This window comes from Carboxylicivirga taeanensis (genome assembly GCF_051851475.1).
Taxonomy (GTDB): Bacteria; Bacteroidota; Bacteroidia; order Bacteroidales; family Marinilabiliaceae; genus Carboxylicivirga; species Carboxylicivirga taeanensis.
Genome location: NZ_JBPUSJ010000005.1, coordinates 347,643 through 371,152 on the forward strand (window position 1 = coordinate 347,643; position 23,510 = coordinate 371,152).

Below are 23,510 nucleotides of genomic sequence, written 5' to 3' on the forward strand. Positions count from 1 at the left end.
AATCGAAGAAAATGAATTACGATAAGCACGGAGTCTTGGAGATGGCTCCACTAGAGTTTGGAGCTGACCGTCCTAAAGCGGCAAATCCAATTAAAATTAATGATGTAAGTTTACGCGACGGTCACCAGTCACTATTCGCAACCCGCGGACGTACTGAAGACATGTTGCCAGTAGCCGAAATGATTGACAACGCAGGGTATAACGCTGTTGAAACATGGGGTGGTGCTACATTTGATACCATGCACCGTTTCTTGGCCGAAGATCCATGGGAGCGTCTGCGCACTCTGAAGAAGCACATGCCAAAAACACCTTTTTCAATGTTATTGCGCGGTCAGAACGTTGTAGGTTACCGTAACTATGCCGATGATGTGGTAAGAGCATTTGTTCAGCGTGCGGTTGATAACGGCATGGATATTTTCCGTTGTTTTGATGCCCTGAACGACTACCGTAACTTCGAAACGGCTGCTCAGGTAATTAAGGACAATGGTAAGCACTTCCAGGGCGTTGTATGTTATACATTGAACCAGCCTCGTTTAGGTGGTGATATCTACAACATGGACTACTACGTAAACAAGGTGAAAGAATTGCTGGAGTTTGGTGTGGATTCAATCTGTATCAAAGATATGGCAGGTTTGATTGCCCCTTATGATATTTACAACCTGGTACGCGAAATCAAAAAAATTACTGATACTCCTATCAACCTGCACACTCACTTTACTTCAGGTATGGGCGATTTGGCTATCTTCAAAGCCATTGAGGCTGGTGTGGATATTGTTGATACTTGTATCGGGCCTTATGCTTACCGTACATCACACGCTGCTGTTGAGCCATTAATCATGTCGTTGTTAGGTACTAACCGCGATTCTGGTATGGACATCAACAAAATTACTGCTATTGCAGAAGAGATGGAGAAATACATACCTAAGTACAAGCACCTGGATAACAATCCTAACTACGCTACTACTGATATCAATGTATTGCTTCACCAAACGCCAGGTGGTATGTTATCTAACCTGGTGAACCAGTTGAAAGCAATGAACGCTTTAGATAAGTTACCAGAAGTATTCCGTTTATTACCAAAAGTTCGTAAAGACTTAGGTAACATTCCTTTGGTAACACCTACTTCTCAAATTGTTGGTGTACAAACAGTAAACAACGTATTGTTTGACTCATACGAAGGTGAGTATGCACAGATTACTAAAGAGGTAAAAGACCTTTGCTACGGACTGTATGGTAAAACGACTGACCCTATCAATCCTGAAGTGCAGAAGAAAGCCTTGAAAGGTTATGCTCGTGGTGAGGAGCCTATCACTGTTCGTCCGGGTTCTATCTTAGAGCCTGAAATGGAGGCCGTAAAAGAGGAGTTCAAAGACTTTGCTAAGGATATTGATGATGAAGTATTGTGTGCTCTTTATCCGGTAACTGGTAAGCGCTTCCTGAAGTGGAAATATGGTCAGGAAGAAGTACCTGCTGAGTTCCAGGCCAAGACTATGGAGCAGGTGGAGAAAGAAGAAGAGTTGGTACGTAAGGCTTTGTCGGGCGAGTTAACGTCAAAAGGCAATGGCGGTGCAACTCGCGAGCTGGAAGTAAAGGTCGATGGCGAAGTATTTACTGTTGAAATCAACGACCCAAATGCTACAGGTGCTGCTCCACGTGCACGTCGTGCAAAAGGTGGTGCTAAGGAAGTGGAAGCAACCGGAAGCCTGATTGCGCCAATCCCTGGTATGATTGTTGAGTTTAAGAAGAAAGTAGGTGAAGAGGTAAAAGCTGGTGAAACAGTGGTAGTACTTGAGGCTATGAAAATGATGAACAACCTTGACGCAGCTGTTGATGGCGTTGTGAAGGAAATCAAATTCGACTCAGGTGACTCTGTAGCCAAAGGAGATGTGTTAATGGTGATTGAACCAAAAGAAGCGTAAGCAACTCCGAAATACAATATACTCCAAAAATTGAGGCAGACCGTACGGTCTGCCTTTTTTTTTGTAAATTTATTAGGCTGGATATCATCCGATTAATAATGAATCTAAATGCATCAAATAATATAGATATAGAAATAACTAGATAAATTAATATATTTGTAGTCATACTTTCATCCAAATAGTGAAGTTGGAAGTAGCGAAAGAGGATTGGCGAAATAACTTCATGCAAGAGCTGGTCTGTTTCGTTCGTTGTTTATTGAAGCTCATACTCTTTTGGATACTTAATCGTAAGTAATCCAATAGTTTTGCAGAGCAATCATTTTTATGAGTCAATTAGTGATAATGTTGAAGAATGGATACTATGAATACATATTTGATCCGGATAGGAATAGTAATTTTGGCCATAGGGGTGTTAACGTCTTGTGAGGAGATTATAGAATATAGCCCTTATCAAAACATTGTTCCCAACAAGTGGAAGAACCAGAATGTGCGTAACTATAACGAGTTATTGCCTGCAGCAAACGATACGTTTGAACCCTTTAAGGTTGCCCTGATTAGTGACTCTCACACCTATTATGATGAGTTTGTCGATCAGGTCGCTTTTATCAATGCGCAATCCGAGTATAAATTCGTTATCCACCTGGGTGATATTACATTAAGTGCTAACAGTCGGGAGTTTGAATGGTATAGTGACATTATGAATACCATCAATATACCGGTTATAACGCTTATTGGGAATCACGATTGTTTGGGCAATGGGTACAGCATCTTTACCGAAATGTTTGGCCAGTCCAACTTTTTCTTCGAATACAAGGAGGTGAAGTTTGTTATTTTTGATGACATTATCTGGGAAAAGAACATTGTAGATCCCGATTTTAAATGGCTCGATACGGCCCTCAAAAATGATGGAGACTACAAGCATGTGCTGCCCTTTGCGCATATACCTCCGTGGGACGATCAGTTCTCTTTAGGTAATGAGTTGCTTTATAATAAAATAATGGAAAGTAACGATATTCCTTTGTCTATACACGGGCATGGCCATAGTTACAACTGGTCGCAACCTTATGGGGAGGTGAATTACCTGTCGGTACCAGCACCTATTCGAAATGAGCTGATAGTGTTGGATATTCAGGCCGATACGGTTATTGTGGAACGCATACATTATTAATGATGAATCTATTACAATATATTAGTGGCCGGCTTGTTGTTTTCGCCCTTCTTCTGATGAACACCTTTTATACAGAAGCGCAGGCGTATGATATAAATCAGGTCAGTCCATTGACTGCCAATGTGGAAGAGGATGATGATTCGGTTGCTGCACGTGATTCGATGACCTGTAAAAAGAGATGGTACCTGCCTCAGCAATATAAATTGCAGTATGCCGGAAGTATCGGTTTTATGTCCGTTGGGTTTGGGTACGAAGTATCACCTACCTATCAGCCGGTATTATTTATTGGCTACTTAAGTGAAAAGTTCGGTGGAAGTAAAAACAGGGTGCTAAGCATTTCGGTAAAAAACAGTTTTTATTTTACCCGACAACCAGTTTTTAAATACCTGAAACCTTACGCGGGGCTTTCTATCAACTGGGGAAATACCAATAACACCTTCAAATCGCTGCCCGACTATTATCCTGACGAGTACTATTTTCAGAACATGATACACTTTGCGCCGTTTGTAGGTGGCGAATTTTATGTTCCTCTGAAAGGTAAACATATAGAGGGTGTTGGATTGTATACAGAAGTGTCGGCTTTTGATGCATACCTTCTTGAGGCCATTCGAACGAAGTATGTTAAACCACACATGGCCTTGTCTTTAGCTTTGGGAATAACTATTTATATTAATTAAAGTAACGAGCACTTCTTGAGTGCTCTTACGTGTTGTTACTTATTTGACATCAAAAAAAGTTAATCATGGTTAAATTTAGGGTGAAGCCCTAAAAGTGAAGGCCATGCCACTTTGTTTACAGCTGCTTTTTTCTAATTTTAGTGCTTCTAATTCTTAACATTCTTTTTATGAAGAAGAAGCTCTTCGCCTTTGGTTTACTCCTTATTCTGGTTTTTGCAGGTAATTGGGTTTACGGACGCATTTTGTCAAAAAAAATAGAGGCTAAAATCACTCATCTGGCTCAGGAGAATGACTTGGTGCAGGTCGAAATTGAGCACATTCGGGTCAATCCGCTTTTTTCTACTGTCACCTGCAAAGGAATAGTTATCCGTTCTCTAACTGGTGAGCAGTTAGCCGAAGGAGCATCGCTAGTGTTGGATATGCCCTACCGGGAAGTGATGCGCCTGTTGAATAATGAGCAAATCGATCAGCTGCAATCCATGCGGATGAAAGCGAAACAGCTATTGGTGCCTGTAGATAAAACTGGCGGTCAGCTATTGGTCGATGAGGTTTGCATTGATTTCGATGGCGTTTTAACGTCTGATGACATAAGAACTATAAACAGGCGTTTCCCTGACGAGGCTCAGCGGCTTTATGTTTCAGCAAAAGGATTAAAGCTATCGCAGGTGCCGGGCTGGAATACCTTAGGGTTTACAGAGGAGCAATTTGAACGTTATACCAATATTGAACAGGTGCAGCTTGATGTTAAATTCGATCCGCAAGCCAGGCAATTACAGCTGCTCAATTTTCAGCTGGAGTCTGCTTTGCTAGCTTGTAATTCCACAGCTGTGGTGGACTACTCAGGCGATGGGTGGCACGGCTGGCAGCCGAGGCAAACAGAGTCGTCTTTCAGTTTAGATTTGAAAGAAAAAGGCATGCAATGGGGCGATAAAGCATCAAGCGGAAAGTACACTCTTGGCAAACTATCCCTTAGTTCTGATGCTCTAATGACCTTTAATAGCGGTAAGCCGCAGGTTAAAGGACAGAAAAGCAGCTTTTTATTGGAGGATCTTACCATCGAGTATGCCGGGAGGCGGCAAGCGGAATTAGAGGCACAGGCGGCCTTGCTGGGTTTGAAGCTCGACCGGGTGACAATAGGGAAGCTAGCCATTCATTCGCAACTGATCAATAACAAGCTGGTTTTTACCGATTCGGAACTGCAATCATCTTTGTTGAACCTTTCCTTGCATGGGGAAGTACAGTGGCAACCGCTATCGCCAAAAGATTCGCAGATTGAAACAGCAACAATTATTCTAAGCAACCTGGCGCCGGGTATACAAAATGGGTTATCCACTCTGGAGTTGATGACAGGGCAGTCATTGCCCCGAAAAGGTGATGCCATCGTGTTGGAGTTGAGTGGTGCTTTGCACCGTCCGGCAATAAAAGGTTTAAAATATTAAGTAGTGAAAGAAGGTTCGAGCAATACAGCTTTAGTATTGGAAGGTGGCGGTTTTAGAGGCATGTATACGGCAGGCGTGCTGGATGCCTTTTTATATAATGGCATTCGGTTTCCATATGTGATTGGTGTTTCGGCGGGTGCTGCCTATGGTATTTCGTATGTGTCGGAGCAGTTTGGCCGCAATAAGGAGGTGAACCTTAAGTATACAGCGGACCCGCGCTACATGAGTCTTGGGAACCTGCTGCGTAAAGGGAATTTATTCGATTGGGATTTTGTGTATGGAGAGGTGCCGGATAAATTGGTGCCCTTTGATTTTGACGCCCTGTTTAATTCTTCCACCGAATTTGAGATTGGAGTCACAAATGTGCAGAGCGGCGAAGCCGAGTATTATTCCAGCAGAAATTTGAATAGAGACGAGCTGTTGGCAGCTATTACCGCTTCATCAAGTTTGCCTTTTGTATCTAAAATGGCAAAACTGCACGAGCAAGTGTATATGGATGGTGGCCTGGCCGATTCAGTTCCGGTTATGCATGCCCTAAATAAAGGATATGAGCGCGTGGTGGTGATCCTCACCCGCAATAAAAACTATCGGAAGAACCCCGCCAGGTTTAGAGGAGTGATCAAGGCCTGTTACCGGCAATATCCCAAGCTGGTGGAAGCCATATTGAGCCGGGCCGATCGTTATAACAAAACGCTTGATGAGTTGGAACAGCTCGAACAGGCCGGCAGAGCATATCTTATTCGTCCAGATCAGCCAATGTCTGTTTCACGGATTGAGAACAATGCACAAAAGCTGGATGCCTTGTATCAGCAGGGATTCGACGAAGCGAAGCAGCAAGTACAGGATTTACAGTATTGGTTGACTCACTAAAGCAACGTTGCCAATGTACTGTTTACATGGGTTCGGTGCTATTCGGCCCCTTTGTCAGTTCAATAATGGTAATTTCAGGTGGCATACCAATGCGGGCAGGCATCCCCAGGTAGCCTAATCCGCGATTCACGTAAAGGTACTTTTCGCCTTCGTTGTATAACCCGGCCCATCGGCGAAATTTGTATTTAGCCGGACTCCATTGGAAGTTTTTAAACTCAATGCCAAACTGCATGCCGTGGGTGTGCCCGGCCAATGTCAGGTCATAAGGGTAGTTTTGTTTCACTTCGGCATCCCAGTGGTCGGGGTCGTGCGAAAGCAATAGCTTAAACGGGATCTCCTCAGTGCCTCTCGCCGCTTTTTTCAAATCACCATACTGCGGAAAAGGCGGGTGTCCCCAGTTTTCAACGCCGGTTATAGCGATCTTATCACCATTGGTTTCCAGTATCTGTGATTCGTTATTGAGGAGGTTAAAGCCTAAGCGCATGTGTGCGCCCTTAATTTTATTCAGATTATCTTCTTTAGCCGCTGCTGAAGGCCAGTGCGAGTAATCGCCATAATCATGATTGCCCAGCACTGAGAATTTGCCAATGCGGGCGTTCAGTTTTGTGAATACTTTCTCCCAGCCAATAGTTTCTTCATAAAAGTTATTGACCAAATCGCCGGTGAAGAAAATCAAATCGGGCTGCTCATCATTAATCAGCCTAACAGCCTCTTCCATTTGCTCATAATTAGCATTCAGGCTGCCCAGGTGTAAATCGGATATCTGCACTATCTTCAGACCATCAAAAGCGCTGGGTAGGTTGGGGAAGGAGAGCTTGGTGTAGCGCTTGCTAAAGGCAAAGCGTCCTTTCATAACGCCAAAAAGCAGCGATATAAATGGGGCCGATGCCATTACAATCCCCACCTGACTCAGGAATTTTTTTCTGGAGATGGTTGGGTAGCGGCCATCGTTCATTTTCTTTAGCTTTCCCGTGTCCGTAAATTTGCCCTTGATGCTGATTATTTTTTTTGTGGCCTGATAGCTTACATAGTAAAAAAGCTTTGGCAGATAGATGGACAGATAGGCCACCAACAGCCATTGAAAGGTGACGTAAAGCTGCGGATTATCAACCGTTTTAATGGTGGCAAAAATGCCGGAAAACGCCATGATAAACACTGTGGGAATGCTGTAAAACCAGAATGTGCCCAATGGAAAGGCAAAGTGTCCAATGGGCTTTTCATCGTTGTTGTGTATCAAACGATGTAATAAGAAATCAATTAGAACAGTAAAAATAATAAACCCCACAAACGCCTCCAAGCTATATCTCATCTGTTATTCTTTGGTTTCTAAATACATGGAAAATTCCGATTCCGGTACTTTAATACGCAAGGATATAGGAAAGGTTTGAATAAACCATCTTTCAGTAACAAGATTTAAGGTTTTTTATAGACTTATAGTGTTGATTAACAGGTCCTAATCCTTGTATTTCTTCCGTTTTGCAGCTTGGTGCATTTATTTGCCAATTACCAAGCCTGAGACGCCCATGGATAATAACAACTCATGATAATTTTTTTCCGAATCGGGCAGGTAAGCATAGCGATAGCCCACCGTGATCGGAAATACGAAGCGGAAGGGGTGTAATTCTCCCCTTAACTCAAGCCCCAATGAGCTTACCTCGGCACTTTGTTTAATCCATTCGCCTGTTTCTGCAACCTGCAGCTTTTGCTGTGCCTTAGAGTAGTCATAGAAAAGGTTGGCGGTAATCCGTTTAAGATACATAAGGCCTGGTATATTCAGGTCGGGGTTGATGAGGGGCATCATATAATCGCCCTTAAATGAATAGAGCTGATCATTGTAGAAGCGTTCAATACCTCTTGGAAATTTTATGTAGTCACTATACATCCTGAACCGGTTGTATTCCGACATCTGGCCATTAGCCTCACCTTTCTCTTTGCTTTGCCAGTCGTTATCAACGCGAATGGCATGGTGGCGACCAAATCCGGGTAAATACAAGCGGGTGTGAATCCCCAAAAGGCTTCCATAGTTCCAGCCTGCAAAGGGCGTGTGCTGGTAGTTGAGTTCAACAACTTGTCCCCAGCGGCTGGCCACATCGCGTTGTGTGGTCCTTAACAGGTTGTAGGCAAACAGGCTGTAATCCACCGATTTGATATCAATGCCTTCGTATTGACGCGTTTCGTAATTGGCGACTACATATTTCCCATCTTCCAGGATTGGTTGCCCGTTATCATCCAAGGCCAGGTAGTAGCGGGTATAATCAATGTCGGACGAGAGCTGATAGGACAGCCCGATTGACGGTTCGAGGCGACGCAGGTATTTCCCCCTTGTGAAATTGAGGGGCAATTTCATTTCAAAATCAATCAGGGCATGGTTGGGTTTGGCATCGTAGCTGTCAATGATAAAATCCGTTTCATTCAAGTACATGCCCTCAACGGTTTCATTGCCTAATTTGATGTCGAGATCAAAAACCGGCCACCAGGCCTGGTAGGAGAGATTAAAGCTGAATTTCTCCCTTGAGAACTGCTTGTCGGCATTGTAGCCAAAGGAAGTGAAAGTGGTGCCCAGCAGGTTTTGCGACAGGATACTGGCACCTGTCGATACTTCTGCATCGTTCACATTCATGTACATTGGGGCCCAGCTGTGGAAATTGAAAAGGTTCCACTTGGAGTATTTCTTCGATAGATACTGGCTGGTATTTAATGAGTCGAGTAGAGGCAAGCCTTTTTCATCTTCCTGCAGGCGGTTAATTAGTGGCTCAACAGGCAGTTGTTCTGCTATTTTCCGGTGAGGATGAAGTTGCTTCAATTCGGTGCTGACAATCAGATAGCCATCGGAGGTATAGTCTTGATAGTAAAGCTCATTATTTGGCCCAAAGTTGGCAAAAGCCGCTCCAAATTCCGATTGGGTCAGGCGCTCAGGACGGCCTCCCTTCCAATTGATCCGATAAATGTTTTCGATGCCATTGTAAGAACCCGTAAAATAGATGTAATCATCCTTGAACTTCGGGAAACGTATTTCGGTGAATGAGGCTGGCATCACATCTGACCACTTGCTGTGCTCAAGTGAAAAAGTAGCCAGGCGCTTTCCCTGTGGCGTTATCAGAACGGTTACCAGTTGGTTGCCGTCTTCATTCCACGCTGGTGTTAGCGGATAGGCATTATCAGGAGGTGTAATTTTCTTTATTAAGGCGCCTGTTTGTGTATTGAGCAAGTGAAGGCTGTGCGTATTGTTAAGACTGGTATGAACGGCAGCGATTGTTTGGGCATCTGGCGACAGGGCAGGGCCTTTGTAGCGCGAACGGGTAATGATTTTACGCTGTTTAAGCGTGGTCAGGTCAAGCGCTCTCAGAACTGTAAAATTTTGGTTGTCCCAGCGAGGATGCTGCTCCAGTTCGGTCCATACGAGTTGGCGATTCGCATAGGTAAAAGGCTCCCTTTCCCTTGAGCCGGTTACCAGCAGTTTTTCTTCTTTGCCGGTTTGAATGTTGATTTTCACAAAATGATTTAGTTCGCCAGGGCCTTCAACTTCAGCAAGCAGGTAAGTATTGTCCAATGGTGTTGGGTAGCGATAGTTTTTGTAACGCTTATCTCTTTGGGTGATTTGTTGAAATGGCGTATAGCGGGTCGTGTCTGCTTGCCTTTGCCAACGTTTTTTCCAATCTTCAAATACCTCATTATAAAGAGGCACCTTGTTTTTACCAGTAACCGACTTGATGCCTCTGTTGAAGGGAGTAATGGACCAGCTGTTGCGACCGGCTTCATCAAGGGCTTTTTCCCACACTTCTGAACCGTATTTATAGCGTGCTCCGGCAGTTAGCAGGTAACCCATGTGGTAGTGGTTAGGCACATAGTCTTTATAGGAACCAAAATAGGCTTTATCGTAGTGGTAAGCTTTTTTTTCGAGAAGCTGAGCACGTATTTCCTGCTCAAAGGCGGGGCGGCGGCCTCGTCCTGATTGTGACAGTGTCGTTTCTGTTAAGGTAGCATCACCCTCCAGAAACCAGAGAGGCGCGTACAGGCCCAGCACTGCTCCAATAGCTTGTTGGCCAAAGGGAATGGTCAGGGCTTTGGTGAAGCCCGTATTTAGTTTATCAATCTGCACCACATGCCTGAACTCATGTATGGCCAGTTGGGTCAGCCAGTCCTGTGCAATCATATCCTGATGAGGCGTGGAGTAGATTTCCATGCGCTTGGGTGCCCACGAAACAAAGCCATTGGAGTAGGCCGAACGTGAATGGATGAGCACTTTTATGGGCTTGGGAGTATGCTTGAGTGAATAGCCGCCATAGGTGTAGAGCGAATCCAGAATGCCAATGAATCGTTTCGCTTCCTTTTCAAACTCCTGAGGGTAAACAACCTTAAAGGTTTCTGAATTTATTTGTCGCCACTTAACATTCGCCGGATCGGCGCCTGAACTGTAATATTGTGCAGGGAGCTGAATACCAGTAAACAGCAGCATAATAAGGATGGCAATTTTTTGCATGATGGATTCTTTGCCTATAAAAGTAAGAAGAAATTCAGAACCAGTGAGTAAAATTTAATTAAAGAGATTTTTATCTATTTAGAATGAAGATAAATTGCTTTAATAATTTCCACCTGTCTTTACATCATAATATGGATGTTGTAATTTGCTTATACCTAATTAAAAAGGAGGTTTACCATGTCACAAGTCAACTTTACATTCACCATTTTGCTGGACGAAAATGAATTCATCCGTATCGATGAACATTTGTACACGACCCGCAGCTCTTTACTGCGCGAAGAGCCCAAAATTCATGTGATCGACAAGTGCTGTCTGAAAATACTTAAGGAGTTTGAGGGGAAATTGAAGCAGCCAATGGTGGAGGAGTGGCTGTTACTTTCAAAAGCATTAGACCAATCGTGCAGTTTTGAGCGCAAATGGGATGATCGAAAAATATTACAAGAACTAATCGCTGGAGCCAGTCATCCGGTTTCGTGGTATGCAAAGCATTGCATATTAAATTAAGTTTGACTTTTCATACGTGTTTACAGCTGTGGTATTTGATTATCCCAGCTGTTTTTTGTTGCGGTATATGCCTCGATATAAAATATAACTGCGCAAAAAATACTATTTTCGTGAGCTGGAATAATCAAGCGAAATTATTAAATCTTTATAAAATGATTGACTTTACACAAACTACCATACAAAATATTGTTATTCATCATATTGGATGTAGAGCCGAGGCGGAGCAGTTGCGTTTTTCCAAGGGCGAGCTGCAGTTGAATGACGATGAAATGGTGGTAGATGTGTTAAAGCAGTACTTCTTTAAGCCATTTAAAACCGAGGCCTATTTTAATTTTCATCACGAGGAGGGCCTGGAGCAAAACCTGATGTTTGGTTTGGTGGATACTATTTTTAATAGTCCCGCGTCATTTTACGATAATTCAATTGCCATTGCCAACCATTTGTACGAGCAATCCAACCATCCGAAAATTAAGGGCGGTGAGTTCTACATGGTGCTGTTCAATAATTGTGTGGTAGATGGTGAAATAGTGGACGCATTGGGTATTTTTAAGTCAGAGAATAAAGATACTTTTTTAAAGGTGATGTTGCGCGATAATAACTTTGAGTTGGGCGCACAGGAAGGAATCAATATTAAACGACTCGATAAGGGCTGCTTGATATTTAATACCGAAAAGAATTTGGGGTATAAAATATGTTCGGTCGATAACATTAATAAAGGGAATGAAGCCCATTTCTGGAAAGATGATTTTCTGGGCTTAAAGCCGCGTGAAGACAACTATTACTTTACTAATAATTACCTGCAGATGTGCAAGGGCTTTGTTGATGAGGTGTTTAATGAAGAAAATGAGGTGGAGCGCCCTGATCAGGTGGATCTGTTAAACCGGTCGATGGAGTATTTTGGGAAGCATGCCGCCTTTGATGAGCGGGAGTTTGAAAAGGAGGTGATTCGTCAGCCGGAGGTCGTGGATGCTTTTCAGGACTATAAAACATTTTTTGAGTCGGAAAAGAACATGCCTTTGCAGGATAGCTTTGATATTTCCAAAGATGCTGTTAAATCCGAAAAGAAGCACTTTAAATCGGTACTGAAGCTGGATAAGAACTTCCATGTTTATGTCCACGGAAAACGTCAGTATCTGGAAAAAGGTTTTGACAGCCAGCGGGGCCTTAAGTTTTACAAGCTGTATTTCGAATACGAAGAGTAACAAGCCATTGGCCGCAGGTACTTTGCCAACAGCTTGTTATCTTAAGCTCAACTTTTAATAGCCGTAAAAATCATCAAGCGAAGCTGATGCCAGATCCACCAGAAATTGGCTGATTACCTGGCACAGGTCATTAAAATAGCGTTCCCCTTTTTCGGCAGTCGCCTTCGATGGATTTCCCACACCGGTATCATTACTAATTTTTGTCCATTCTCTTTCGGCCCACGCCCAGCTTTGATTAAGGGCATGCACTTTAAACTGTTTGTTTTGACCATTGCCGGCTTCGTTCAATGGGCGAACCAGCTCGGGGTAGAGATAGAGCATCAGGCTGGTTTCTGTTTCGTCAGCATGGTCGCCGGGTTGGCTGAAGTACTTTTCGGCGTCTAAAGCCTGAAACCAGTTGCAGGTCATCAGCTTTTTATTTGGAAACAGAAGGCCCAGTTCCCGTATCATGGTTTTAAAATCGTTCCCGCCGTGTCCGTTAAAAATCAGCAGTTTATCACACTGCTTAAAAACCGATGTAGCTATATCCCTGAGAATGGTTTTTTGGGTTTCGGGCAGCATGTTTATCACATACGGAATATCGGTTTGCCCCGTATTGACACCGTAAGGTATCTCCGGTAAAACCAATACTCGTGCCCCCTTATCAGTGGCAATTTGTGCCGCTTGCTTAATAATTACACCGTTCTGATAGTTATCGGTTCCATAGGGCAGGTGAAGATTATGTGCCTCGATAGCTCCCCAAGGCAGAATAACCAGGTCAAAGTGCTGTTTTTTGATATCCTGGAGGTTAAGTTGTGCGAGTTCCATGTTATGGGCTTTAAAGCTCAAGAGCTACCCCGCAGGGAGCAGCTCTTTTACCTCGTTTATTATTTGTTTTTCACATACTTTTCGAGCCATTGGTCTTGTTCCCAAAGTGTATGAAGTACCGATTCCCGGGCGCGGTAACCATGGCTTTCAGAAGGTAATAATACCAAACGCACGGTGGCGCCTAAACCTTTCAGCGCATTAAAATAGCGCTCGCTTTGCATGGTGTAGGTGCCTGAGTTATTATCTTCAACGCCATGAATCAATAGTAAAGGATGCTTCATTTTACTGGCATTCATAAAGGGCGACATGGTATTATAAATATCAGGAGCCTCCCAGTAGTTACGTTCTTCGCTTTGGAAACCAAATGGTGTTAGAGTGCGGTTATAGGCCCCACTGCGGGCAATACCGGCTGCGAATAAATCAGAATGGGTCAGCAGGTTGGCTGTCATAAACGCGCCGTAGGAATGGCCACCCACCGCTACGCGCTCTCTGTCAATATAGCCCTGTTCATCCAGATAGTCGATGGCTGCTTTGGCATTGGCCACCAGCTGTGGAATAAAGGTGTCGTTTGGTTCTTTGTCGCCTTCTCCAACGATGGGAAAGGACGCATCATCGAGAACGGCATAGCCTTTCATCACCCAAAATACAGGCGAACCATACCAGGGGTAGATAAACTCGTTGGGAGAGGTGGTAACCTGGCCTGCACTTTGTTTATCCTTGTATTCGGTAGGGTAGGCCCACATAATTAATGGTAACCGCTCTTTGTTGTTCATGTTGTAGCCGGCAGGTAAATATAAGGTGCCCGATAGCGGTAAGCCATCTTCGCGCTTGTATTCCACCAGCTCTTTATGGACGCCTGCCAGACTTTTGAATGGGTTTTCAAATTGAGTAATCGGTCGTGGTGCTTTGCGCGTTTTAATGTTGCGTGAATAGTAGTTGGGGTATTCGGTTGGTGATTGAATGCGTGTAATGATTTCTCCTTTTCGGACATCAACGATTTTAGAAATGGTTTCCAGTCGATCTTTATTTTCAGCCTGGTATAAGCGCACAGACTCTTTTGAATTCAGGTTGAATTGATCGATAAAAGGCTTTTGCCCGTCCTTGGAAAAACCATCTCCTTCGAGGTAAGCCTTGTCTTTATCAATAACCAGTACTTCGCGGTTAAATTCGTTCCGTTCTGTAATGAAACTACCTGGATCGTTATAGCGGTCCTGGTAATTGCGATCGAACAGTATCTCAGGTTTTTGCGAAGCATCTGAAGGGTTGAAAAGGTAGCTTTTGGTGTTGCGTGTGTTCCACCAGTAATCGCTGGCAATGGCTACCTCGTTGTTGCCCCAGATGATGCCGCCAAACCGGTTAATTGTTTTTAGTATGGATTTGGGGGCTTCCGTAAATGGAGCCACCCATTCGTAAACTTCATCCCTGTATTCCGCTTCCACCTCCGGGTCGCCTTTGTCCAGTACTTCTGCCCAAAACAAGGTGGCTGGCTTGTCGGCGCGCCATGAAATACTGCGTCGGCCGGTTCGTTCGGCCATAAACCCTTTAGGAAGTTCTTCAATAAGTGGCACCTCTTCAATTGTTTGCAGTGTTTTGCCTTCCCTATCTTTTAATACGTAGTCAGTGGGGAAGCGCTGGTAAGGAACCAGGTAGGAGAATGGCTGTTTAACGATAGATACAACTGCATAATCGCCATTGGGCGAAAAGTTGATGCTGCGGTAGATTGCTTTGGGCGCCCAGGTGCTTGCCTGTCCGTCGAGTGTAATCAGCTTTAATTCTGATTCGGCCAGTCTGATAAAATTTTCTTCATCCAGCTTATCTTTTAGCAGATCCTGGTAGGTGCGGTTTTGAGCTTTCTGGCCTTCATTCACCGATACAACAGGACCAGCTGGGACGGCATTGCCTTTATCAATCAGGTCACCTCGGTTTGCAGGCATCGTTTTTGCAATTAAAGCGTTGCTGTTTTTCATCCAGCTAAATGGGCTGCCCAGGTTGCCGTTAAGTATTGCCTCCGTAAGTTTGTGGGCGGTACTGGTTTGAATATCAACGTACCATAATTCGGTGCCGTTGCTAACAGTATTGGTAAAGGCCATTTTACTCTGATCGGGCGACCAGGAGAAATTAGCAAGTCGGGCTTTTTGAGGCATGCCTTTTACTTCTATCACGCCCTCTTTCTTTTTAAGAAGTTTTATGTTGTTTGAGAACCTTGTTCTGGACGATACGTTGGTTACCGGATTGGTGCGTATACCAGCCAGTTTGATCTCTTTCTCCGATAGTTCGTCAATGCTTTTGTACTGACTGCGGTAAAGCAGTACAATAACTGATCCATCATCATTAATGGCTGTGCGGGGGGGCAGCGGCACATCTGCCAGATCGAGTATTTCTTTGGAGGGTTCCTGATAGGTGAGATCAATTTGTGCTGTTGCTGTGAGGCTAAGCATGAACAGCATTGATAGAATTAAATTGAGGTGTTTCATTTGCAAAGATTTTTTCAAATTAGTCCCTGTATTTAGGGTAGATTAAATTTAGCTGTAACTATAAAGCACAGAAGTTAATATTTATAATTAATCTGCACAACTTCGGGTATAATAAATACATGTTGTAAAGGAACTTTGAGCAGAACGGTTGAAAAAGTGTATTTTCGCTGATATAATAGGAAAACATGGATCCAAAACTGCTGGTATTATTAACAAAAATGAGGATGCCCTATGGCAAATACAAGGGGCGGGTATTGTGCGATTTGCCGGAACCCTACCTGGTATGGTATCATAATAAAGGCTTCCCTGAGGGAAAGTTGGGCATGCTGCTACATACGCTTTATGAGATTAAGCTCAATGGACTGGAGTATTTATTAAAGCCCTTACGCTAATTGCTCTTTCACCTTCAGTAAAGGAGCAAACCACCTGTCGGCCTGGGCGACGGTCATCCTAAAAAAGCCCTGATAATTGGTGTTATCAAGGCTTATTTTTTTTGCAGCTCAGTGTTACTGTCCGAATTTATAGCTGATTCCAAAACCAAAGAGTTGCTTAAACTGCACCCGCGGTCCTTCTTCCACTTTGTCTGCATTAACATACTTAATATCATCGTCGTAGATAAGGTTGAATGATGCTACGGCACTCAGGAAGCTGTTTACCTTCATGTTAAAGGCCAGTTCCCAGTCCACGTCAATGTTCTGAGGCTTATTGCCCAGGTTGGAGAAGAGGTCTAAACGGGTGTTGACGTCTACATTCTTAATGATGTTCGCTTTTTTGGCGATGAGCTTCACTGAGGCACCATATTCATTTCTCAGTTTTTTGTCCTCCTTCACGCCAAAAGCACCCGCTGCCGATAAAGAATCGTCCAGTACAATGGTCATTTTACTGGTTAAGGGCGACAGGTAAAGCGAAAAGTTGTCATTGGGTTTATAGTCCATACCCAGTGAGAAATTCATATAGGCAGGTGCCATAAATTCAGACACCTTACTGGTGTTCTCCGGTGGGTCGCTGTATCCTGCATCAAACTGCGTTTTAAAATCGAGCAGGCCGGTATAATACCATTTACTACCATCAACCTGGTACCCAAGTTTAGATGAGAAGTAAAGTTTATCTTCTGTTTTAATCAGGTTATCACTTCCCTGTTTGGTTAAGCCATAGCCCAAATCCAGAGTGTTGTCCCAATTGATTTTTTTCTTTGTGTAATTGAAGAAGGAGTTGAGCAAAAAGGTTCCGGCCACTGAGTTTTTACCTCCTGCTGACCAGTTGTTTAGTGATACCTGGTTAAATGTAAACGAGGAAGTGCCTCCTATCTTCCACAGCTTGATGCTGTCGTTGTCTGCCGGCTGACTAAATGCATGAACGGTGATAAAGGTGAGGACAAGGCCTAGTATTTTCTTCATAGGATAACTGCTAGGTGAAAAGCTCTGCCAGTGAATGGGCAGAGCTTTGTATTTGGTTTAATAATTACTTTTCGTTGAACAGGTGCACATCTCTTTGTGGGAATGGGATGCTGATGCCCTGCTTATCAAATTCTTTTTTAACAAACTCCATCATGTAGAAGTAGACGGTCCAGTAGTCGCTGGTTTTAGCCCAGGCTCTGGTTACCAGGTTAATGGAGCTATCTCCATGTTCCAGTACGCCAACAAATAGTTGTGGGTCTTTAAGAATCAGCTCCTGCCTGCCGGCCACCTCAATAATTATGTTTCGGGCTTTGTCAATATCATCGTCATAACCAATGCCAAAAACAAAATCTACCCGCCGTGTTTCTGATCTTGAGTAGTTCGTCATGGCGCCGGTAGAAAGCCCCCCGTTCGGGATAATCACCACTTTATTATCAGGAGTGGTGAGGATGGTGTTAAATATTTGAATTTCCTTTACAACACCGGCATGGCCTTGTGCTTCAATGTAGTCGCCCACCTTAAATGGTTTTAAGATGAGAAGGATAACGCCTCCTGCAAAATTTTGCAGGGTACCGGAAAGAGCCATGCCGACAGCCAAACCGGCAGCACCCAGGATGGCAATAAAGGAGGTCATCTGAACACCCAGATAACTAATCACACTGATAAACAGCAGTATTTTTAAAGTCACTGAGGTGAGACTGATGATGAAAGGAACGAGTGTTTCATCAATGCTCCGCGCTACCAACAGCTTTTTAAACCCTTTAACTATCTTATTAATTATCCAGAGGCCAACGACTGCTATGAGTATGGCTACTAAAAGCTTAATGCCATTGGCAATCACCCAGTCGTAAACCGGTTGCCAGTTAAAGTTGTTAATACCTAATTCTTCCATACTATTCACGAGTTAAGTTAAAAAAACACATTCCAGATTAAAACATTTCTAATGATGCTTATGTTTTCACAAAGTTATGAATTGTTAGTTTTTTGATATTCATTTTTACATTCTTATTACCTATTTTCGCGCCGCTAAATATGTAACAATAATCATGAGTAATAAGCAGATTTTAAGCATCAGTGTGCCAGAGCGTATTAAAGGCTTAATTTTTGATATGGATGGAACACTTTTAAACAGTACACCTATTCATTATAAAGCCTGGTTGGAGGCATGCCGGCCTTTTGGTGTTGATTTTACCTATGCGTATTTCATCACCCTGACTGGTCGTCCGGTTATTGAGCTCAGTAAAGATCTGATTGCGGCTTTTAATATGCCAGTTGAGGCAGGGGAGCTTGTTGCAGCAAAAGAGCAGCTGGTGGAGAAAAATCTGCATAATGTGGAGGTGATACCAGCGGTTTTTGAGGTGGTGACGGCCTTTAAAGGACGGCTGCCGATGGCTGTGGGTACTGGTGCCAGTCGCCAAAGAGCGATGCGCTTACTGGAGGATAGTGGCATTATTGACTATTTCGATGCTGTGATTACTTCTGACGATGTGGAGCAGTATAAGCCGCATCCTGCTACTTTTTTAAAGGCAGCGCAAGCCATCAATGTTTCGCCTGCCGACTGCCTGGTGTTTGAAGATGGCCATTTGGGAATAGATGCAGCCAACGCGGCCGGCATGAGTGTTGTTGATGTTAAAACTTATTACTAATGAAGCTGATGATGCATTCATTTGACTTACTTCTGTTATTCGACTATATCGGCACCATGGTGTTTGCCATCAGTGGAACTTTAACAGCGGCTCAAAAGCGGCTTGACGTTTTCGGAGCTATTTTTATTGGTTTTGTAACAGCTATTGGCGGCGGAACCGTCCGGGATATTATGCTGGGTAACCTGCCGGTGACCTGGATTCAATCCTACAACTATTTTTTTATTATACTGGCCGGTATAGTCATAACAATTGTATTTAAAACGGTGGTAAACAAGCTTCGAAATACGCTTTTTCTGTTCGACACCATTGGAATCGGGGTCTTCACAGTAATTGGTCTGAAGCAAGCTCTGGCTTTTGGTATTTCGGCACCTATCGCTGTGATGATGGGACTTTCCTCTGCAGTGGTGGGGGGCATCATTCGGGATACCCTGACAAATGAGGTGCCGCTTATCTTTCATAAAGAAATCTATGCGACAGCCTGTATTGTGGGCGCCATCATTTTTCTGATTATGCATTATTTAAATGTTCCGGAAGTGATTTGTGAAAGTGTGACCGTAATTAGCATTATTAGTATACGCTTGTGGGCGGTCAAATACAACATTACCATGCCACATGTTTCGTTAGGAGAGGAGGAGTAGGTAGTTATAACTTGCTACTTACTCCGCATAACCGGGCTTATTCATCAAAGCCCAGGTGCTGTGCAATGTTTTTGTATTCAGAGGCTTTATCCATATCTCCCAGTTTCTCGCAGGCTTCACCCAGGTAATAATAGGCCTCCGCCTTATCCTTTTTAATGCGTGTAGCCTGCAGCAGATCGTTGTAGGCCTGCTCGTACTTTTTCAGGACCAGGCGGGTGCGTCCACGGTTGTATTTTACCTTATAGGATTTGTTTTTTAGCTTATCGGCTTTCGAATAATCTTTTTCAGCCCGCTCTAAATCACCCATTTCAACATGTAAACCGGCTCTTTTCACCAAGGCATCAAAAAATTGTGGTTTTAGCTGAAGAGCCTTATTGAGGTTGCCCATGGCCGATGGCTTATCCTTAAATTTTAATAAGCATTCATTGGCCATCAGGAAGTATTCGCGGGCAAAGTCTTCCACATTTTTCTGTTGTCGTTTGATGGCTGCGTGCAGCTCTTTCACTTCTTTCTCGAGCTTTGTTATTTTTGATAGTTTACCGGCAATCAGTCGCTGAACCGGCCTGGCCGAGAGGGCTTCCTGCTTTTCGTTGGCCAGGGCAAAGGCGTGAACTGCCTCTGCAAAGTCTCCCTTGTCGAACAGAGTGGCCGCATTTCTAAATAAATCGAAGGCTTCGGCTTTGTTTAGTTCATTGGCAATAAGCACCTTGTTGTTAGCTGCCTTCGAAAAGGCGACTACTTCGTGGTTAACAATTACATCGCGCGGCGATATTTTGGTTTTCAGCACGATGCCGTCCAGAGATACACAACGCGAAAGGGCCACATACAGCTGGCCACCTGCGAAAGCGCCTCCTGAAAAGTCGAGCATTACTTTGTCGAAAGTGAGGCCCTGGCTCTTATGAACGGTGATGGCCCAGGCTAATTTAAGGGGGTATTGCGTGAACGAGCCTAACTCTTCTTCCAGAATGCGGTTGTTTTTTTCGTCGTATTTATAGCGTATGTTACGCCACACCTCTTTCTCCACCAGATGGATCTCTTCGTTTTGAAGGCGCACGTATATGCCATGCTCATCAATCTCCTCAACTCGTCCAAGACTTCCGTTGTACCACCGCTTTTCCATGTCGTTTTTAACGAACATAACCTGTGCATTCTCTTTTAGCACCAGGTTTTTTAGTGTCGGCAAGCCCGATTCGGGAAACTCGCCGGAGATGCGACCGGTAAATTCATGTTCATCACCCTCCAGCTGCTCCAACTTAGTGTCATTAATGTAATCCACTGTATCGCGTCGCGTGGCCAGTGTAATGAAAAATTCATCTATCGGGCTCTGAAAGGCGGGATTGAAGCGTTGGTTGATGGCCGCTATGTCCTGGTTGCCGGCTTGTTTCAAGCGGATGCGATCGAGCAGGTTAACAAAGGTATCTTCGTTTTGTCGGTACACTTTTTTCAGCTCAATCTGCACCAGCGGTATTTGTTTAAATACACGGGCCGAAAAGAAGTAGGGCGATTGGTAAAAACGTCGCAAAATCTGCCAGTCATCTCTTTTAACCACCGGTTCGAGCTGAAATACATCGCCCACCATCAGCAGCTGCTTGCCACCAAAGGGCAGGTTCATATTTTTGGTGTAAACCCGCAACACCCGATCGATAAAATCCAATACATCTCCTCTTACCATAGATACTTCATCAATAATAAGCAGATCCAGTTCTTTTATAATCTGGGTATGTGATTTGCGGTATTTTAAAAAGTCGAAGATGCGCCCTTTATGGGTTGATAAATCCGGGTCGTCGGGCAAAATGGGGCGAAAAGGGACCTTGAAAAATGAATGGATGGTGACGCCCCCGGCATTGATGGCGGCAATACCGGTTGGGGCCACAACCACAAACTTTTTATGTGTATGCTGGCAGATGTAGCGCAAAAAAGTCGACTTACCGGTTCCGGCACGTCCGGTGAGAAACACCGATGAGCTGGTATGCTGAATGAGCTTGAGGGCATCCTGAAATTCAGCATTATCCGTGTCAAAGTTATCGGGTAAGACGTTCATTTACTCTACTTCTGCAATTCTTTCTTTACTACTTAATTCTTCTGAGCCATAACGCTTAATAACGTTGTAGGCTTTGTAAATGCCCAACTCACCGGCCTTGCTTAAGTCAGCAGTGCCTTTGGCCTCCTGTTCCAGGTAAATCAAGGTTAGGCCTCTGTTAAAATATGCCTCGGCGAAATCCCCATTGAGCTCAATGGCCTTGGTGAAATCTTTTACTCCCTGCTCAAAATTCTTTTTCAGGCAGTGGATGATAGCCCGGTTGTAGTAGGCAAACTCGAAATTGGGCGCCAGTTCAATCACCTTGTTAAGGTCGTTAATTATGAGCTCATAGTCGAGTATTTGCGATACTTCTTTCTCTTGTGGACCTTGCTGAAGGTTGTTTTTGGTCTTGATGGGCCCTTGCAGCATGATGTTGTCGGGGACCTGTGTTTCTTCCTCCAGCGCAGTAATAACTTCAACCATTTTGTGGCGGGCATAGGCGCGGCTAAACAGGGCCACCACGTGGTTGGGTTTTGACTTGAGTATTTCGTTATAGTCGGCCATGGCGTTACTGTAGTTCATTACCATGGTGTACAATGCGCCCCTTGCAATCAGTATGTCCCGGTCGGTTTCCTCGTCCTGCAGTTCCTGCGTGATATTATTGATGTCGTTGGTTAAGCGGATGTATCTTAATCCTTCAACTTCCGACTCCTGATTGGTGATTTTTAAAGGCTTCTTATACAGCTCTTTCTTGTTGAAAGTCAGTACCTCCTTTTCGTAGTAGGATGGGCGGTGCAGCAAGGTATCGCCCGAATAGTACGTTAGACCGAACACCGGTTCCAAATCAATAAATATGTTGCGGTTCTGTACTTTACCCCGAATGCTTTCAACCACCTGTTCTTCCTGCTCATTGTTGTCAAAATCGTCCAGCACGGCAATCTTGTCGTAGTTGCGAATATCTTTGTCCCCTTTCCTTCTGGTGGCTTTTTTACCCGCTTCTTTCTTTTCCGAATCCTTGGTTTCGGAGGCTTCAGCCAGTTGCTTATTCTGCCGGTCGCTGTGAAGCTTATAGGCCGTCATGCGGTCTATTTGTGCTCCGTTGCCATCGCCCATGCGCTCTTTAACATCGGCGCGTATGGCATAGGCCTGGTCAAACTTCGGATAGTTATCGATAATGATATTGACATCTCGCAGTGCTTCCTTGTTTTGGCCCAGTTCGTTGTATAGAATGGCCCGGTTGAAAAGCGTGAGCAGGTTGGATGGCTCCAGCGCCAAAACTCTCGAAAAATCTTCAATAGCCCGGTTTTTATCGCCTACCTGTGCCCTTAGTATGCCTCGGTTATAGTAGGCCAGACTGCTTTTCGGATCCAGCTCAATGACTTTATCAAAATCACTCATGGTGCCCCGCAGGTCATCCAGCTGATAGAGAATGGCAGCGCGCACCAGGTAGTAGTTGGCATAGTCATTTTTCAGCTCAATCACCTGGTCGTAATCTTTTTTAGCCTCCTCGTAGCGGCCCAGCTGGTAGTATAAAAAACCTCTGGATGCAAACCCGTCGGACATATAAGGGTTACGTTCAACCACCTTACTGAAATCGCTTAAGGCACCAATTGTATCGCCGGCGTGCACTTTAGCGGCACCGCGGCTCAGGTAGGCGCTTAGCATGCCTGAGTTTTGCTCAATGATGCGGTTAAAGTCTTCAATGGCATTTTTGTAGTCTTCTATGGCCGAATAGCTGTTGCCCCGGTTGATGAGCAGGTTGATGTTGTTACGATCAATGTTCAGGCCTTTGCTGTAGTCTTCAATAGCCAGCAGGTGGTTATCTTTTTTGTTCATAATGATGCCGCGCACATTATAGGCGTCCACCATAAATGGGTTTTTATTCAAACAGGTATTCAAATCCAGTTCGGCCCCATTGTAGTCTTCGAGGTAGTATTTGGCAAGCCCTCTGAAAAAGTAGGGGTCGGAGAGGTAGGGTTTGGCCTTAATCACCTTATTAAAATACTGAATAGCCAGCACGTAGTCCTCAAAGTACAGCGCGTTCTTCCCAATGGTGAGCATGCGATCAGTATTGATTTGCGCGCTGACATTGGAAATGAGCAGGCATTTAAGGAGTAATATGAAGAGCGTAAATTTCTTTGTCATACTAATTTTGTGTGAAACAAGGCCAACAAATATACAATACTTCGCTTTTTTGCCGCCATCAATTGCTAATTAATGTCCTCTAAAATAATTGTTACTGTTGGCTTTCTGTACAAAAATTACGCCA

General features: G+C 44.2%; 18 protein-coding genes. 10 read left to right on the forward strand and 8 right to left on the reverse strand.

Going from position 1 to position 23,510, the window contains the following annotated elements:
* Positions 1-11 precede the first annotated feature (11 nt).
* From ACSX1H_RS10340 to ACSX1H_RS10360, 5 genes are all read left to right on the forward strand, one after another.
* Positions 12-1,919, forward strand: coding sequence for a pyruvate carboxylase subunit B (locus ACSX1H_RS10340; protein ID WP_439183794.1), 1,908 nt, complete (start codon positions 12-14; stop codon positions 1,917-1,919).
* Positions 1,920-2,280: 361 nt separating this feature from the next.
* On the forward strand, positions 2,281-3,087 hold the full coding sequence (locus ACSX1H_RS10345; RefSeq protein WP_439183795.1) for a metallophosphoesterase family protein: 807 nt from the start codon (positions 2,281-2,283) through the stop codon (positions 3,085-3,087).
* A complete protein-coding gene (locus ACSX1H_RS10350) occupies positions 3,087-3,764 on the forward strand; it encodes a hypothetical protein (protein WP_439183796.1) in 678 nt (225 codons plus the stop codon). The genes ACSX1H_RS10345 and ACSX1H_RS10350 overlap by 1 nt, the downstream gene beginning before the upstream one ends.
* A 167-nt stretch (positions 3,765-3,931) precedes the next feature.
* Positions 3,932-5,203: a hypothetical protein gene (locus tag ACSX1H_RS10355; protein ID WP_439183797.1), complete on the forward strand. Its 1,272-nt coding sequence runs from the start codon at positions 3,932-3,934 to the stop codon at positions 5,201-5,203.
* A 3-nt stretch (positions 5,204-5,206) separates the two neighbouring features.
* Positions 5,207-6,073, forward strand: a complete 867-nt coding sequence (locus ACSX1H_RS10360) for a patatin-like phospholipase family protein (RefSeq protein ID WP_439183798.1) — start codon at positions 5,207-5,209, stop codon at positions 6,071-6,073.
* Between the two features lie 22 nt (positions 6,074-6,095).
* Here the strand turns inward: ACSX1H_RS10360 and ACSX1H_RS10365 are convergent, their stop codons facing one another.
* Positions 6,096-7,382, reverse strand: coding sequence for a metallophosphoesterase (locus tag ACSX1H_RS10365; protein ID WP_439183799.1), 1,287 nt, complete (start codon positions 7,380-7,382; stop codon positions 6,096-6,098).
* Positions 7,383-7,565: 183 nt separating this feature from the next.
* Positions 7,566-10,553, reverse strand: coding sequence for a TolB family protein (locus tag ACSX1H_RS10370; RefSeq protein WP_439183800.1), 2,988 nt, complete (start codon positions 10,551-10,553; stop codon positions 7,566-7,568).
* Between the two features lie 177 nt (positions 10,554-10,730).
* On the opposite strand from ACSX1H_RS10370, the gene ACSX1H_RS10375 reads away from it, so the two are divergent.
* Positions 10,731-11,057, forward strand: coding sequence for a hypothetical protein (locus ACSX1H_RS10375; protein WP_439183801.1), 327 nt, complete (start codon positions 10,731-10,733; stop codon positions 11,055-11,057).
* A gap of 152 nt (positions 11,058-11,209) precedes the next feature.
* Positions 11,210-12,259 (forward strand): nucleoid-associated protein, encoded by a 1,050-nt coding sequence (locus ACSX1H_RS10380; protein ID WP_439183802.1) that lies wholly within the window; start codon positions 11,210-11,212, stop codon positions 12,257-12,259.
* A 54-nt stretch (positions 12,260-12,313) separates the two neighbouring features.
* On the opposite strand, the gene ACSX1H_RS10385 is transcribed toward ACSX1H_RS10380, so the two are convergent.
* Both ACSX1H_RS10385 and ACSX1H_RS10390 read right to left on the reverse strand, forming a co-directional pair.
* Positions 12,314-13,066 (reverse strand): creatininase family protein, encoded by a 753-nt coding sequence (locus tag ACSX1H_RS10385; RefSeq protein ID WP_439183803.1) that lies wholly within the window; start codon positions 13,064-13,066, stop codon positions 12,314-12,316.
* Between the two features lie 59 nt (positions 13,067-13,125).
* The gene (locus tag ACSX1H_RS10390; protein WP_439183804.1) at positions 13,126-15,540 is read right to left on the reverse strand and encodes a S9 family peptidase; all 2,415 of its coding nucleotides are present in this window, start codon (positions 15,538-15,540) and stop codon (positions 13,126-13,128) included.
* A 185-nt stretch (positions 15,541-15,725) separates the two neighbouring features.
* Between ACSX1H_RS10390 and ACSX1H_RS10395 the strand changes: the two genes are divergently transcribed.
* Entirely contained in the window at positions 15,726-15,932 is a 207-nt protein-coding gene (locus ACSX1H_RS10395; protein WP_439183805.1) for a DUF3820 family protein, read from the forward strand.
* 114 nt (positions 15,933-16,046) lie between these two features.
* Here the strand turns inward: ACSX1H_RS10395 and ACSX1H_RS10400 are convergent, their stop codons facing one another.
* Entirely contained in the window at positions 16,047-16,937 is an 891-nt protein-coding gene (locus ACSX1H_RS10400) for a DUF3078 domain-containing protein (protein WP_439183806.1), read from the reverse strand.
* A 64-nt stretch (positions 16,938-17,001) separates the two neighbouring features.
* Positions 17,002-17,829 (reverse strand): mechanosensitive ion channel family protein, encoded by an 828-nt coding sequence (locus ACSX1H_RS10405; RefSeq protein WP_439183807.1) that lies wholly within the window; start codon positions 17,827-17,829, stop codon positions 17,002-17,004.
* A 154-nt stretch (positions 17,830-17,983) separates the two neighbouring features.
* On the opposite strand from ACSX1H_RS10405, the gene ACSX1H_RS10410 reads away from it, so the two are divergent.
* The gene (locus tag ACSX1H_RS10410) at positions 17,984-18,583 is read left to right on the forward strand and encodes an HAD family hydrolase (protein WP_439183808.1); all 600 of its coding nucleotides are present in this window, start codon (positions 17,984-17,986) and stop codon (positions 18,581-18,583) included.
* Entirely contained in the window at positions 18,583-19,221 is a 639-nt protein-coding gene (locus ACSX1H_RS10415) for a trimeric intracellular cation channel family protein (protein WP_439183809.1), read from the forward strand. Before ACSX1H_RS10410 ends, ACSX1H_RS10415 begins: the two co-directional genes overlap by 1 nt.
* Before the next feature lie 37 nt (positions 19,222-19,258).
* Here ACSX1H_RS10415 and ACSX1H_RS10420 read toward each other — a convergent pair whose 3' ends face one another.
* Complete coding sequence (locus tag ACSX1H_RS10420) at positions 19,259-21,262, reverse strand: AAA family ATPase (RefSeq protein WP_439183810.1); 2,004 nt, start codon at positions 21,260-21,262, stop codon at positions 19,259-19,261.
* Positions 21,263-23,386, reverse strand: a complete 2,124-nt coding sequence (locus ACSX1H_RS10425) for a tetratricopeptide repeat protein (RefSeq protein ID WP_439183811.1) — start codon at positions 23,384-23,386, stop codon at positions 21,263-21,265.
* Positions 23,387-23,510 lie beyond the last annotated feature (124 nt).

Coding starts and splice junctions, on each gene's coding strand:
- ACSX1H_RS10420 (WP_439183810.1), bottom strand. CDS start 21,262: ATGAACGTCTTACCCGATAACTTTGACACGGATAATGCTGAATTTCAG.
- ACSX1H_RS10400 (WP_439183806.1), bottom strand. CDS start 16,937: ATGAAGAAAATACTAGGCCTTGTCCTCACCTTTATCACCGTTCATGCA.
- ACSX1H_RS10355 (WP_439183797.1), top strand. CDS start 3,932: ATGAAGAAGAAGCTCTTCGCCTTTGGTTTACTCCTTATTCTGGTTTTT.
- ACSX1H_RS10390 (WP_439183804.1), bottom strand. CDS start 15,540: ATGAAACACCTCAATTTAATTCTATCAATGCTGTTCATGCTTAGCCTC.
- ACSX1H_RS10415 (WP_439183809.1), top strand. CDS start 18,583: ATGAAGCTGATGATGCATTCATTTGACTTACTTCTGTTATTCGACTAT.
- ACSX1H_RS10340 (WP_439183794.1), top strand. CDS start 12: ATGAATTACGATAAGCACGGAGTCTTGGAGATGGCTCCACTAGAGTTT.
- ACSX1H_RS10350 (WP_439183796.1), top strand. CDS start 3,087: ATGATGAATCTATTACAATATATTAGTGGCCGGCTTGTTGTTTTCGCC.
- ACSX1H_RS10410 (WP_439183808.1), top strand. CDS start 17,984: ATGAGTAATAAGCAGATTTTAAGCATCAGTGTGCCAGAGCGTATTAAA.
- ACSX1H_RS10370 (WP_439183800.1), bottom strand. CDS start 10,553: ATGCAAAAAATTGCCATCCTTATTATGCTGCTGTTTACTGGTATTCAG.
- ACSX1H_RS10395 (WP_439183805.1), top strand. CDS start 15,726: ATGGATCCAAAACTGCTGGTATTATTAACAAAAATGAGGATGCCCTAT.
- ACSX1H_RS10405 (WP_439183807.1), bottom strand. CDS start 17,829: ATGGAAGAATTAGGTATTAACAACTTTAACTGGCAACCGGTTTACGAC.
- ACSX1H_RS10375 (WP_439183801.1), top strand. CDS start 10,731: ATGTCACAAGTCAACTTTACATTCACCATTTTGCTGGACGAAAATGAA.
- ACSX1H_RS10385 (WP_439183803.1), bottom strand. CDS start 13,066: ATGGAACTCGCACAACTTAACCTCCAGGATATCAAAAAACAGCACTTT.
- ACSX1H_RS10380 (WP_439183802.1), top strand. CDS start 11,210: ATGATTGACTTTACACAAACTACCATACAAAATATTGTTATTCATCAT.
- ACSX1H_RS10365 (WP_439183799.1), bottom strand. CDS start 7,382: ATGAGATATAGCTTGGAGGCGTTTGTGGGGTTTATTATTTTTACTGTT.
- ACSX1H_RS10345 (WP_439183795.1), top strand. CDS start 2,281: ATGAATACATATTTGATCCGGATAGGAATAGTAATTTTGGCCATAGGG.
- ACSX1H_RS10425 (WP_439183811.1), bottom strand. CDS start 23,386: ATGACAAAGAAATTTACGCTCTTCATATTACTCCTTAAATGCCTGCTC.